This is a genomic window from Mycobacterium sp. IDUB_39, assembly GCF_055419205.1.
This window is the reverse complement of the sequence record NZ_JBVAXF010000002.1, coordinates 783,991-799,843: the sequence shown is the minus strand read 5'-3', so window position 1 is coordinate 799,843 and position 15,853 is coordinate 783,991. Positions and strand designations below refer to the sequence as shown.

The window sequence follows — 15,853 nt, the reverse complement described above, 5'->3', positions numbered from 1 at the left end:
CCGCGCGCCGGCTGGCGTACGCGACACTCAGATCGGACACCAGCGGGGTTAGCGACCAGCCGTCGGCGGCGATATGGTGCACCACGGCCACCAAAACGTGCTCGTCCTCGGCGACCCGGAAAAGTCGTGCCCGCAAGGGGATTTCGGCCGCCAGGTCAAAACTGTATCGAACCGTGGCAGCGATGGCCTCGTCGAGCTGGCTCGCCGTCCATCCGCTGGCATCGATGACCTCCCAACCAAAGTCGGGCCGGTCAGCGGATGCCACCACCTGCCGAGGTGTGCCGTCGGGCGCCTCGAAGCGGGTGCGGAGGGTCTCGTGGCGGCCAATGACGTCGGTCAGCGCCGCACCCAGTGCGTCGGGATCGAGGTGTCCGCGCAGCCGCAGACCCACCGGCATGTTGTAAACCGGGGAGGGGCCCTGCAACTGGTCGACGAACCACAACCTGTTCTGGGCGAACGACAGTGGAACCACGGCGGGGCGCTCACCGGCCACCAGCGGCTCCATGCGGCCCGTGCCCACACCGATACGCGGCGCCAACTGGGCCACCGTGGGCGCCTCGAACACGATGCGCGCCGCAAGATCGGTGTCCAGGCTGGCATTTATCGCCGAGACCAGACGCATCGTGGAAACGGAATCGCCACCCAGATCGAAGAACGAGTCGTCGACGCCGATGCGCTCGACATCGAGTACCCGAGCGAAGATTCCGGCCAGGATCTCCTCGGTGGGTGTGGCCGGGGCGCGGTAGTGCCCGACATCCTGGTAGTCCGGCGCCGGCAGCGCGCGGACGTCGAGTTTGCCGTTGACCGTCACTGGCAGCGCCGCGATCCCGACGACGGCAGTGGGGACCATGTAGGTCGGTAGCCGTTCGGCCAGCGCGGCACGCGCCTGGGCCGGGTCGGCGGTCCCGGTGATGTAGCCGACCAGGCGCCTGTCGCCCGGTTGGTCCTCACGGGCGATCACGGCCGCCTGGTCCACCCCGTCCAGCGCGGTCAGCGCGGACTGGATCTCGCCGAGTTCGATGCGATACCCGCGGATCTTGACCTGTTCGTCGGCACGGCCGAAGTAATCCAGCTGCCCATCGGCACGCCAGCGCACCAGATCTCCGGTGCGATACATGCGCGTGCCGGGCTCTCCGAACGGGCACGCCATGAATCGCGACGCGGTCAACCCCGTGCGACGCCAATACCCCACTCCGACACCGGCACCGGCCAGGTACAGCTCGCCGACCACACCCTCGGACACCGGGCGCAGGCACTCGTCCAGTACGAAGAACGCCGCCCACGCCGTCGGTGAGCCGATCGGCGGAGACCCCGATCCCGCCGACAGCGGCGCGCTGGCACACAACCACATCGTGGTCTCGGTCGGTCCGTAGACGTTGACCATCACCCGCCCGGGCGCCCACCGGTCCACCAACGCAGGCGGGCAGGGCTCGGCGCCGATCACCAACGTCGTCCCGTCCAGGCCATCCACCGGCAGTATCGACACTGCCGACGGGGTCTGCGTCAGCACCGTGATCTGTTCGCGTACCAGCAGCTCGTGGAATTCCTGAGGTGAGCGGGCCACCATCTCGGGTACCACCACCAGGCGGCCCCCGTGCAGCAACGCACCCCAGATCTCCCACACCGAGAAGTCGAAGGCATACGAGTGGAACTGCGTCCACACCTGCCCCGGCTCCAGCGGCACCCCGATCTGCAGCGAGTCGAACAGCTGAGTCACGTTGCGCTGAGTGACCGCCACGCCCTTGGGCATGCCGGTGGTCCCCGAGGTGTAGATGATGTGGGCGACGTCATCCGGCGCCGGCGCAGGCAGTGGTGTGTTGGGCTGGGCTGCGACGTCACGATCCGCGACATCGAGGACCAGCAACTCGAATCCGTCGAACCGAGACGTAAACACGGTCGTGGTGACCGCGGCGATGGGCGCGGAATCGGTCACCATGAACTCGATGCGGGCTGCCGGCAGCGCCGGGTCGATGGGCAGATAGGCCGCACCGGTCTTGAGCACCGCCAAGATCGCCACGACACCGTCGATCGACCGGGGGAACATCAACGCCACCCGCTCGCCCGGGCCGGCCCCCCGCGCGACGAGCAAGTGCGCCAACCGGTTGGCCGCCTCATCGAGCTCGCGATAGGTCATCGACCGGTCGCCATAGACCAGCGCCACCGCCTCCGGGGCACGCGTCACCTGCGCGCCAAAGAGCTCCGGCACCGACGCCGGCTGCGCCAAGTGGCTCAACACCCCCCGGTTCCCGATCTCATCCAGACGGGTCCGCTCAGCTTCATCGAGCAGATCCACTGCCGACAGCGGGCGCCTGGGATCGGCGGCCATCGCCGCCAACACCGTCTCGAAACGCTTGGCGAGGGCATCGATTCCGGCCACGTCGAAGACATCGGTGTCGTACTCCACGCGCAGGCGCAGTTCGTCACCGGGTATGGCTTGCATCGTCAGCGGATAGTCGGTGGACTCGTGGCTGGTGAACTCGGTGATGGTCAACCCGTCGGCGCCCGACAATGCGCTGGCGTCGACCGGGTAGTTCTCGAACACGAAAAGCGTGTCGAACAGTCGGTCGTGGTCGGTGATGCGATGAATCTCGCTGAGCGCAAGATGCTGGTGCTCAAGGGTTTTAGCGTTCGATTGTTGCAGTTGGTCGAGCAACTCGGCGGTGCTGGTAGCCGCCGTGATGTCGGCGCGCACCGGCACGGTGTTGATCAGCAGACCAACCATCGATTCCGCGCCTGCCACCTCGGCGGGCCGCCCCGAGACCACGACGCCGAAGGCAACATCATGCAGGCCGGTCAACGAGCTGAGCAGCACCGCCCAGGCGCCCTGAAGCACGGTGTTGACGGTGGTGTGATGTGAGCGGGCCAGCTCGTTGAGCGCCCGAGTCGTCGACTCGGACACCCAATGCGAGGCAATGCCGCGCTCCCCCAGCCCTGACTTCTGGGGTGGGCCAACGAGAGTGGGGGCCTCGAAACCGGCCAGCACCTCACCCCAGGCCGCGTGAGCGCTAGCTTGGTCGCGATCGGCCAGCCAGCTGATGAAGCTGCGATACGGCGTGGCCGCAGGCAGTCGCTGCCCGCGATAGCTGGCGAAGATCTCGTGCAGCAGGATCGGCAGCGACCAGCCATCGAGCACGATGTGGTGATTGGTGAGCACGAACCGGTGCCGGTCTGGTGCGGTGCGAATCAGCGCCACCCGAAACGCCGGCGGGTGGGCCAGGTCGCAGACCGCAGCGCGTTCGTCGGCGCACACCCGCTGGATCTGCGCCTCAGCTTCGGCGGTGCCCAATTCGACCTGGGCTGAACCCAGTTCGACATACCGCCAGCCCGCCTCGGGATCAGCCGGGATGATCTGCACGGGCTCGTCAAACTGGTCGCAGAAGCGGGCCGCGAGGTGGGGATGCCGAACCACCACCGCGTTCACCGCGTCGCGCAGCCGGTGCGCATCGAGCGCGCCGGTCACTGTGATGTCCAGCTGCACCACGTACAGATCGTCGTCGGTGTCGTGCGCGGTCCTGCTGTGGAAGAACAGCCCCTGTTGCAGGGCGGTCAGCGGCAGAACGTCGGCGATCTGGTACTGCCGCTGCAGCTCATCGATCTGCGGCTGGCCCAGCCGGGCAGGGGCGATGTCCGACGGCGTCAATCCACCGCCGCCATTTCGCACGTGCGCGCAGATGCCGGCCAGGGCCTCGAACCACAACTGGCCAAGACGGGTGATCTGTCCGTGATCGACCGCCGAGCGCGCGAATGTCCAGTCTGCGTGCAGATGTGGTCCGGTGCCGGTGTCGATGGTGCCGGCATTGAGGGCAACCGTGTGGGTCAGCGGCATGGGTATCGCCGCAGCCGCGGCGGTGGACGACAAGCCGTCTTGGCCCATGCGCCACAGGTCCTCGGATGCCTCGGCGGCGGCGCCGCCCAGCCGTCCCAGGTAGTTGAACCCGATCGTCGGGTCAGATCCGGCAAGGTCGACATCGGGGTTCAGGTACCGCAGCAGACCGTAGGTCAGGCCGTCGGGCAGGGCACGAAGCTGCTCCTTGGCCCTCTTGATCACTGCGCCCAGCGCCGCGTCGCCGGCCACCACCTGCGCCCAGGACAGCCCACTTCTGTTGAGCGACACCGGGTACTTGGTGGTGAACCACCCGACCGTGCGGGAGAGGTCAACCTCACCGGCGAGTTCTTCGTGCCGCCCATGGCCCTCGACATCGATCCCGATCGGCCCGCCGCCACTGGGCAGGAACTCAGCGAGCGCCAAACCGAACGCGATCAGCATGATGTCCTGCGCCCCAGCGTGAAACGCCGCTGGCACCGCATCGAGCAGCATGCGGGTGGTCTCTGCATCCAACTCGGCCGAGAAGCGCCCGGCACTCACCTGGGTGTCGACCTCGTGCTGCACCGCCGGCAGCGCAGCCGGCGTCGCCGCCACCCGTCGCCACGCATCGGCCTGGCCCACAACTTCCGGACTGCACGCATGGTCTGCCAGCAGCGACGCCCACCGCTGGAACGACGTCCCCGGCACTGGTAGCGCCACCTGTCGCCCACCACGACGTTGAGCCCAGGCGATATTGAGGTCATCCAGCAGAATCCGCCACGACACACCGTCGACGGCGAGGTGATGAATGCTCACCACCAACTGACCCGCCGACGCCACCCACAGCGCGCGCAGCATCACCCCGGCGGCCGGGTCCAACCGCGACCTCGCCGCCACCAACGCCTCATCGGTCAGTGTCTGAATCGACTCCAGAGCGTTGCGCGCGTCGACCGAACCCGCCTCGGGCACAGTCAATGACCACCCACCGGCGCCGTCGCGCACAGCGCGCAGCCGCAGCATGGCATGCCGATCCAGCAGAGCCTGCAGCATCACCACCACGTCGGCCTCGGTCGCCCCAGCCGGCGCCTGCACCAGCACCGTCTGGTTGAACTCATCCACGGGGCCATCGGCGCTATCCAGGTCCTTCAGCCACCGCATGATCGGCGTGGCCAGCACCGGCCCGACACCCTCATCGCCTCCGCCAACTGCACCGCCGGTCACTGCGGCCACCCGTGCCAGCCGGGACACGGTCTGCTCGACGAAGATGTCGCGCGGGCGACACACCAGGCCAGCCGCTCGAGCCCGGGCCACCACCTGCATCGACATAATGCTGTCGCCGCCCAGGTCGAAGAATGACTCATCGACGCCGACGCGCTCCAGCCCCAGTACCTCGGCGTAGATGTCGGCCAGGACCTCCTCCACGGCATCGACCGGGGCGCGGTAGGAGTCGCCATCCCCAGAGCCATGGCGATAGTCGGGAGCAGGCAGGGCGCGGGTGTCGAGTTTGCCGTTGACCGTCATCGGCAACGCGTCCAGCACCACCACCGCAACGGGCACCATGTAGGCCGGCAGCCGCTCGGAGAGATCGGTACGCACTTCGGCCGGATCGGCTGACCCGGTGATGTAGCCGACCAGACGCTTGTCGCCGGGGCGGTCCTCGCGCGCGATCACCACCGCCTGCTCGACACCGTCCAGCCTGGCCAAAGCCGCCTGGACCTCACCGAGTTCGATGCGATAGCCACGGATCTTGACCTGTTCGTCGGCGCGACCCAGGTACTGCAGCTGCCCGTCGGGGCGCCAGCACACCAGATCCCCGGTGCGGTACATACGCTTTCCGGACACCTCTGGCCCGCCGAACGGGCACGCCACAAACCGCGTCGCGCTCAGCGGTGCCCGTCCCACATAGCCATAACCCAAACCCGCACCGGCGACGTACAGTTCACCGATCACACCGGCGGGCACCGGGCGCAGACACTCGTCGAGCACGAACAGCGCGGCCGCGGGCACCGGGGACCCGATCGGCACCCCGAGCCCAGGTGTGAGGGGTGCGCTGATCGCCACACACATCGTCGTCTCGGTGGGACCGTAGGCGTTGATCATCACCCGCCCGGGCGCCCACTGATCAACCACCTCAGGCGGGCAGGCCTCACCGACGACAACCAGCGTCGCCGACTCCAGGCCATCGGACGGCAATACCCGTACCGCAGAGGGCGTTTGGGTGAGCACGTTGACCTGTTCGCGAACCAGCAGAGCGTGGAAGTCCTCTGGTGAACCCGCCACGTCCTCGGGTACCACCACCACTCGCCCGCCACGAAGCAGAGCACCGAAGATCTCCCACACCGAGACGTCGAAGGCCAACGAATGGCACTGTGGCCACACGCCCGCGCTGGGCAGCCCGGCATCGAGTGACTCCAGCAACTGCGTCACGTTGTGGTGGGTGATGGCCACGCCCTTGGGCACGCCTGTGGTACCTGACGTGTAGATGAGGTAAGCGACGTCATCGGCGCTCGCCGCCGCTACGGGCGCGCCGGGTTGAGCATCGACAGCGGGGCTCTCGATAGCACTGATATCGATGACGACCAGACCACGCCCGCTCAGCCTATCGGTCAGATCAGCGGTCGTGAGCGCGGCGACGGGCGCCGCGTCGGTGAGCACGAACTCCAACCGCGCATCGGGCACCACCGGATCGATCGGAAGATAGGCCGCCCCGGTCTTGAGCACCGCGAGAATCGCCACGATCGCCTCGGCGGACCGGTTGGACAGCAGCACCACACATTGCCCTGGTCCTGCGCCCTGCCCGATCAGTTTGTGCGCCAGCAGGTTTGCGGAATCCTCGAGTTCGCGATAGGTCCACGATCGCTCGCCGCACGTGATCGCCACGGCATCGGGCGCGCACGCCACATGCTCGGCGAACAATGCCGGAATCGACACCGGCCTGGGTGCGGGCCGCATCAGCGCTGCGAAGTTGCCGATCTCAGCCAGGCGCGCGTGCTCATCGTCATCGAGCACATCCACCGACGAGAGGCGTGCCGTCGGATCGGAAGTCATCGCCGTCAGCACCCGCTGCAGCCGCACGATCAACGTCTCGACGGTGTCGGCGTCGAACACGTCGGTGCGGAACTCCACCGTCCCGCCGATGCCGTCCGGGTCACCGGCATCGGTCCGGCGTTCGGCCAGCGAGAAGCTCAAATCCATGCGGGCGGTGTGGGTGTCCACCGGCACCGGATCGACCGCCAGATCACCCAACGTCATCCCGGCAGCAGGATTGTTGAGGTCGTGACCGGCGACGTTCTGCCACGCCAACCCCACCTGGACCAGGGGGTGATGAGACAGGGATCGGGTGGGATTGAGCCGCTCGACAAGAAGTTCGAACGGCACGTCTTGGTGCTCGTAGGCGGCCAGGCTGCGGGCCCGAACCTGAGCCAGCACCTCGGAAACGGTGGGATCGCCGGCCAGATCGACCCGCAGGATCAGGGTGTTGACGAAGAACCCGACCAGCTCATCGAGCGCCGAGTCACGACGGCCTGCGATCGGGAACCCGACCGCCACATCCGAACTCGCGCTGAGCTTGGAGAGCAGCACTCCCAGGGCCGCCTGCAGCACCATGAAGCTGGTCGCATTGTGCTCATGCGCCACCCGGGCGACCTGTTGCCCCAACTCGGCGGGCCAGTTCACCGCCACCGTGTCACCGCGCTGATCGGCCACCAGCGGATAGGGCCGGTCGGTCGGCAGCGCTACCCGTTCGGGCATACCGGCGAGTTCGCCCTCCCAGTACGCGAGCTGGGTGGCGATCCGGCTGTGGCTGTCCTCGAGATCGCCGAACTGGGCGCGCTGCCACAGCGTGTAGTCGGCGTACTGGACCGCCAACGGTGCCCACTCGGGAGCGCGCCCCGCACACCGGCTGGCGTACGCCACGCTCAGATCTGCGACCAACGGGGTGATCGACCAGCCGTCGGCGGCGATGTGGTGCAGTACGGCCACCAAGACATGATCGGTGTCGGCGAGGCGGAAAAGCGTTGTTCGCAAAGGGATTTCAGTGGCCAGATCAAATGCGTACCGCGCCGCGGTGTCAATGGCCTCCTGCAGCCGACTTGCCGGCCAGCCGGTGGCATCGACGACATCCCAGCCGAGATCGACGCGCCCAGGGGCAAGGATGACCTGACTGGGAACGCCGTCGGGTGCGGCGAACACGGTACGCAGGCTTTCATGGCGTCCCACCACGTCGACCAGCGCCGCGCCCAGCGCCTCGTCATCAAGTGCACCGCTGATCCGGAACGCGGCCGTCATGTTGTAGACCGGCGAGGGGCCCTGCAGTTGGTCCAGGAACCACAGCCGGGATTGGGCGAATGACAGCGGAACCACCGCGGGCCGCGGGCCGGACACCAACGGCTCCAGCCGCCCCCCGCCCTCACCGATGCGGGGCGCCAACTGAGCCACCGTGGGTGCGTCGAACAGGGCGCGCACCGCAATGCCGGCATCCAGTGCTTTGTTGATCGCGGCGACCAGCCGCATTGCCGACAGTGAATCACCGCCCAGGTCGAAGAATGAGTCGTCGACTCCGACGCGGTGGAGTCCGAGGACGTGGGCGAAGATGTCGGCCAGGATCTCCTCGACCGGGTTGGCCGGTGCGCGATAGTGATCGGTGTCGGAGAAGTCCGGCGCCGGCAGTGCCCGTCTGTCGAGTTTTCCGTTAACCGTCAGCGGCACTGTGTCAATCGCCATCACCGCGGCCGGCACCATGTAGCTCGGGAGTCGCTGCGCCAGCTGGGCGCGGATCTCGCCCGAGTCCGCGGTGCCGGTGATGTAGCCGACCAGGCGCTTGTCGCCCGGCTGGTCCTCGCGGACGATCACCACTGCCTGCGCGACCCCGTCGAGATCGGCCAAAGCCGCCTGAATCTCACCGAGTTCGATGCGATACCCGCGGATCTTGACCTGCTCGTCGGCTCGTCCGAGGTATTCCACTTGTCCGTCGGCGCCCCACCGCACCAGATCACCGGTGCGATACATCCGGGCACCGGGCTCTCCGAACGGGCACGGCACAAACCGAGATGACGTCAAACCCGCGCGGCGCCAATAGCCGTACCCCACGCCGCGGCCGGCCACATACAGCTCGCCAACCACCCCGGGCGGCACTGGGCGTAGCCAGGCGTCCAACACGAACAACGCTCCACCGGCCACCGGCACACCGATCGGTACGACCGCGCCGCTCGTGAGCGGTGCGCTGATCGACGCGTACACCGTGGCCTCGGTGGGGCCGTAGGCGTTGATCATCACCCGTCCGGGCGCCCACCGGTCGACCAACTCAGACGGGCAGGCCTCCCCCGCCACCACGAGCGCCGCAGACTCCAAACCCTGCGGTGAGAGCATTCCTGCCGCAGAGGGGGTCTGGCTCAACACGCTGACGTGTTCAGCGATCAGCAACGCATGGAAGTCCTCCGGCGACGCAGCCATGGATTCGGACACCACAAGCAGCCGGGCACCGTGTAGGAGCGCACCGAAGATCTCCCAAACCGAGACGTCGAAGCTATAGGAGTGCCACTGAGTCCAGACCCGTCCCGGCCCGGACGACACCTCGGCACCCAGTACGCCAAACAGCCCGGGTACGTTGCGATGAGGTATGGCAACGCCCTTCGGGACACCGGTGGTGCCCGAGGTGTAGATGATGTAGGCGATGTCATCGGGCGCCGGGCCCGGTAGTGCGGTGCTGGGCTGGGCGTCATCAGCGAGGTCATCAACATCGACGACGGTCACGTCAAAGTCGTCGAAGCGCTCGACCAGCGCGGTTTTGGTGACCGCGACGATGGGCGCGGCATCGGTCAGCATGAATCCAATCCGTGCCACCGGTAGCGCCGGGTCGATCGGCAGGTAGGCCGCCCCGGTCTTCAGCACGGCCAGTATCGCCACGATCGCATCAGACGACCGGGGAAAGTGAAGGGCCACTACCTCGCCGGGGCCCGCACCCTGACCGACCAGCACATGCGCTAACCGGTTGGCGGCCTCATCGAGTTGTTGGTACGTCATTGACTGGCCGTCGAAGGTCAGTGCCAGTGCGTTTGGTGTGCGCGCCACCTGGGCGGCGAACAACACCGGAATCGGCACCGCCTCGGCCGCCGGCCTAGTCAGCTCTGCCCGGTGACTCCACGCGTCGAGGCGTGCGCGCACGGCCGCATCGAGCAGATCCACCGACGAGAGTCGCTGCCCCGGCTCGGCGGTCATGGCCCTCAGCACCTGCTGGAACCGCTCGATCAGTATCTCGATAGCGGCGGGGTCGAACACGTCGGAGTCGTACTCGACGCGCAAGCTCATCTCGCGTTCGACGCGGGTGCCCACTTCGCGGCCAGGCAGGGCCTGCACCGCAAGCGGGTAGTGATTGGATTCGCGGAAATTGAACTCGGTGATGCCCAATCCGTCGACGCCCAACGCTGCGGTGGCGTCGATCGGGTAGTTCTCGAACACGAAAAGGGTGTCGAACAGGCGTTCCTGGCCGGCGATGTGGTGAATGTCGTTGAGCGCCAGGTGCTGGTGCTCGAGCGTGTCGTTGTGGGCGCTTTGAAGTTGGCCGAGTAGGTCGGCAGTGGTGGTGGTCGGCGTGATGCTCGCCCGCACCGGCACCGTGTTGATCAGCAGGCCCACCATCGATTCCGCGCCAACCACGTCGGCCGGGCGCCCCGATACCGTCGTGCCGAACGCGATATCGTGCTGTCCGGTCAGCGAGCTGAGCAGCAGTGCCCAGGCACCCTGCAACACGATGTTGGTGGTGGTCTGGTGCGAGCGCGCCAGCTCGCCGAGGGATCGCGTGATCTCCTCAGGCAGCCGATAGGACTCAATGCCTCGCTGCCCCAGTCCCGCCCGGCCGGACGGGCCCACCAGAGTGGGGGTGTCAAAACCGGCCAACACCTGACGCCACGCCGCTTGAGCGGCATCGCGATCCCGTTCGGCCAGCCACGTGACGAACCTGCGATACGACGCTGCCGCGGGCAGCCGCTGCCCGCCGAGGCTGGCGAAGATCTCCTGCAGCAGGATCGGCATCGACCAGCCGTCGAGCACGATGTGGTGGGCGGTGAGCAGGAACCGGTGCCGGTCGTCCGCGGTGCGGATGAGGGCGGCCCGGAAGGCGGGCTGATCGGCGAGATCGCAGACCGACGCGCGTTCGGCGACACAGATCCGTTCGATCTGCTCATCGACATCGCCGCTGTAGGTGTCCAATTCGACGTAGCGCCAGGCGGCCACCTGATCAGCCGGGATGATCTGCACCGGCTCGTCGAATTCTTCGCTGAATCGGGCAGCCAGGTGTGGATGCCTGCTGATCACTGTCTGCACGGCGTCGCGCAGCCGGTGTGCGTCGAGCTGGCCGCTCAACGCGATATCCAGCTGCATTGCGTAGACATCGTCGCCGGAACCCTGTGCGGCGCTGGCGTGGTAGAGCAATCCCTGCTGCAACGGGGTCAGTGGCAGCACGTCTGCGATCGCGAAATAGCCTGCCAGTTGGTCGATCTGCTGCTGGCTCAGTCGGGCCGGGGCGATGTCAGACGGCGTCAGACCGCCCCCGCCGCTTCGCACATGCGCGCAGAGGCCGGCCAAGGCGTCGAACCAGAGTTGGCACAGCCGGGTGATCTGCCGGTCGTCGAGCGCCGAGGGCGCCCACGTCCAGTCGGCCCGCAATTGCGGGCCGGCGTCGGTGTCGATGGTGGCCGCGTTGAGTTCCACGGTGTGCGGCAGGGCAATGGGTATCGCCCCGGCCACGCCGGTCATTGACAGACCGTCCGGGGACATCCGCCACACGTCTTCGGAGAGATCGGTGGCCGCGGCTCCCAGGCGACCCAGGTAGTTGAACCCGATCTGCGGGTCGGCCGCCGCCAGATCGGCCGTGGGGTTCAGGTAACGCAGCAGACCGTAGGTCAGGCCGTCGGGCAGAGCCCGAAGCTGCTCCTTGGCACCCTTGATCACCCCACCCAGCGCGGCATCACCGGCCACGACCTGCGCCCAGCGCAACCCGCCGACGCGATCCCGAAAGTCCAGTGACACCGGGTACTTGGCGGTGAACCACCCCACCGTGCGCGAGAGGTCGACATCGGCCGCGAGTTCCTCGTCGCGCCCATGGCCCTCGACATCGATGCTGATGGGTGCGTCGGGGTTGTCCAGGAACTCGCTCACCGCCAACCCGAACGCGATCAACAAGATGTCGTGAACCCCAACGTGAAACGCCGCGGGTACCGCACCGAGCAGCATGCGAGTCGTCTCGGCATCCAACTCCGCCGAGAGCCGCCCTGCGCTGGCATGGGTGTCAACCGCGGGCAGCGCCGCAGGCAGCACGGGAGCGACCGACGCAATCTGCTTCCACGAGTCCGCGAGGCTCAGAACCTCGCGACGGGATGCGTGCTCGGTCAGTAGCTCGGCCCATCGGGCAAAGGACGTCCCGCCCACCGGCAGCGCTATGGGTAGTCCGTCGCGATGCTGGGCCCAGGCGATGCTGAGGTCCTCCAACACGATCCGCCACGACACCCCGTCGACGGCCAGATGGTGAACGATCACCGCCAACTCGCCCGTGGCGGATGCCCACAAGGCGCTGACCATCACGCCCGCGGCGGGATCCAACCGCGACCTCGCCGCGACCAGAGCCTCATCGGTCAGCGTGTGCACCGACATCAGTGCGCTGCGCGCGTCGACCGAGTCCGTCTCGGGCACAGTCAATGACCATCCATCGGCGCCGTCGCGCACGGCCCGAAGCCGCAGCATGGCATGCCGATCCAGCAGGGCCTGAAGCATCACCACCACGTCGGCCTCGGTCGCCCCAGCCGGTGCCTGCAGCAGCACCGTCTGGTTGAACTCATTCAGCGAGCCAGCCGCGTTCTCCAGGCCGCTCAGCCACCGCATGATCGGGGTCGCGACCACCGGCCCGGTGCCCTCGTCAAGCACGCCACCGGCGCTGCCGGCCTTACCGACCACCTCAGCCAGCCGGGCGACGGTCTGCTCGACGAAGATGTCGCGCGGGCGACACACCAAGCCAGCGATACGGGCGCGCGACGCCACCTGCATCGACAGAATGCTGTCGCCACCCAGCTCGAAGAATGAGTCGTCGACGCCGACTCGGTCGATCCCGAGGATCTGGGCGTAGATGCCGGCCAGGATCTCCTCGGTGGGTGTGCTCGGGGCGCGGTAGTGATCGACATCGGTGTACTCCGGTGCCGGCAGCGCCTTCTTGTCGAGCTTGCCGTTGACCGTCAGCGGCAACGCATCCAAGACCACCACCGCAGTCGGCACCATGTAGCCCGGCAAGCGCTGTGTCAGCGTGGCGCGCGCCTGGGCGGGGTCGACAGACCCGGTCACATAGCCCACGAGGCGCTTGTCGCCGGGGCGGTCCTCGCGCGCGATCACCACCGCCTGCTCGACCCCGCCGAGCCCGGCCAGAGCGGCCTGGACCTCACCGAGCTCGATGCGATACCCGCGGATCTTGACCTGTTCGTCGGCGCGACCCATGTACTGCAGCTGCCCGTCAGCGCCCCAGCACACCTGATCGCCGGTGCGATACATCCGTGTCCCGTACTCCTCGAACGGACACGCCACGAACCGCGTCGCGCTCAACGGCGCCCGGCCCACATAGCCATAGCCCAAACCCGCACCGGCCACATACAACTCGCCCACCACGCCCACTGACACCGGCCGCAACCAGTCATCGAGGACAAAGAACGCCAGATCGGCCAACGGCACCCCGATAGGGCTAACCACGCTGTCGACATCGGCCGGCAGCACCTCGCGGAACGAGGCATGCACCGTCGTCTCGGTGATCCCGTACATATTGATCAACCGCGGCGAGCCCGGATGATTCTCCAACCACGGCTTCAGGCGCTGCGGTTCGAGCGCCTCCCCGCCGAACACCACCACCTCGACACCGAGCTGACCCGCAAGCTCGGGTTGCATAGCGTCGACTGCCTGGAGCGCGTAGAACGCCGATGGTGTCTGGCTCAACACACCGACGTGCTGCTCGACCAACAAGGCGTGGAACTCCTCAGCCGACCGCGCCACCGACTCGGGCACCACCACCAGCCGCCCACCATGCAGCAGCGCGCCGAAGATCTCCCACACCGAGAAGTCGAACGCCAACGAATGACTCTGCGCCCACGCCTGGCCCGCTGAGAGCTCCAGGCGGGTATCGATCGCGTCCAACAGTCGCGTCACATTGCGGTGCGGAATCGCCACACCCTTGGGCACACCCGTGGTACCCGAGGTGTAGATCAGATACGCGATATCGTCAGCACTCGGCACAGGCAATGCACTGCTCGGCGCGCTCGCCAACGCGGCATCGGCGACATCGATGACCGGCAACTCGTGCCCGTCCAACCGATTCACCAGATAGGCGGTGGTGATCACCGCGGCGGGCTTGGCGTCGGCGAGCACGAACTGCATCCGCGCATCGGGCACCGCCGGATCGACCGGCACATACGCCGCCCCGGTCTTCAGGACCCCGAGGATCGCCGCAACCGCCTCAACCGAGCGCGAGAACAACAACGCCACCCGCTGCCCGGGACCCACACCGCGAGCAACCAACAAGTGCGCCAACCGATTCGCAGCCTCATCCAGCTCGCGATACGACACGTCACGACCGTCGAAACTGACCGCCACCGCCTCCGGAGTGCGAGCCACCTGCGCCTCAAACAGCTCCGGAATCGACAACACATCCGGTGTCGGCTCGGCCAGCACCGCGCGGTTGCCGATCGCATCCAGGCGGGCGTGCTCATTCGCGTCGACCACATCGATCGCCGAGAGCAGCTGCCCGGGATCGGCCGTCATCGCCGTCAACACTCGCTCGAATCGGTCCGCTAGATCACGCGCATCGCAGTCGGCAAACAGCTGCCCAACACCCGACGTGCCGAGGTAGAGCTCTTCGCCGTCCTTGGTGAAGACCAGCCCGAACTGATCCGTGAGGCCGGTGTGGGTCACAGCCCCCGACCCAGCAGCACCGGCAAAATCCGCAAAGGGGATCGCGGGGATGAAATTAATGGTTGCCCGATCGGACGGCTGACCAGAGCCCTGTGACCGCGCCTGGTTCTCGATAGCGCGCGCCGGGAACCGCTGATGCCGCAGCGCCTCTTGCATCTGGGTGTCGACATGTTCGCAAAAGCCCGCGACCGAGGACTCCGGTGACGTCTTCAACACCAGTGGCACAACCCCGGAGATCATCCCGGGCACCATCAGCGCTTCTGGATGCACACGCCTACTCACCGGAAAATCGAGCACGACCTCAGAGGCCCCAGCGACTTGCCCACGCACGAGCAACGCGCACGCCGCGGTGATCACCGAGGCGCGCCGTACTCCCAACGTGTGTGACAGCTCGCGCGTCTTGGCAACGACGGATGGATCCAGTCGAACCGGCGCGGAAGGCACGTACTCACTGAGCCGGCCCGCGGTGCTGGCCGGCAGCCCATAACCTGGTTCGCCGTTGAGCGGAACATTCTTGGCCCAGTAGGCCTCATCATCCGAGTAGTCGGCGGAGGACTCGTATTCCAACTCGCTGTCGATCAGGTTTCTCAGCGAGCCAAAAATAGGAGGAGGAATCGCGGCGTCGTTGGCAATTGCAGAATAAACTTCCGCAATTCGATGAATAATCATGGCCATGCCGATGCCGTCTACCGCTATGTGGTGACAGCACACGAACCAATAGAATTCATCTGGCCGCGTCTGCATTAACGCAAATTTGAACAGCGGCCCGCTCAGCGGCATCGGAGCATGTTGAATCGATGCCATTAGACGGTTGACTTCCTGCACGGAGTCCTGCGCGCCTAAGAGGTCGTAATACGCAAGCTCAACGTCCGGATAATCAAGCAGCCTTTGGAAGACTTTTCCATCAACCTCGAAAAAGGTGGCTCTCAGTGGTTCGGCCTCGCGAACCACGTGACGGGTCGCCGATTCAAGCAAAGCAGGCTGGAGTGAGCCTTCGATTCGACCAAGCATGCCGTTGTGCCACTTGGCGCCGGCACGGCCGGTTTCCTCGGAAAGCCATATGTCCAGCTGACCTCGCGTGAGCGGAAAGGTCCCGCTGTCACATTCCAT

1 protein-coding gene (cut by a window edge) is annotated in these 15,853 nt (G+C 66.7%); it reads right to left on the bottom strand.

Annotation, left to right across the window (positions count from 1 at the left end; genetic code table 11):
• A protein-coding gene (locus ACZY0X_RS10030; protein WP_463769894.1) for a non-ribosomal peptide synthase/polyketide synthase crosses the window boundary here: on the bottom strand, positions 1-15,853 show its 5' portion. The gene continues 8,558 nt to the left of window position 1, outside the view; the window shows 15,853 of its 24,411 coding nt (coding positions 1-15,853); its start codon is at positions 15,851-15,853; its stop codon lies off the left edge, out of view.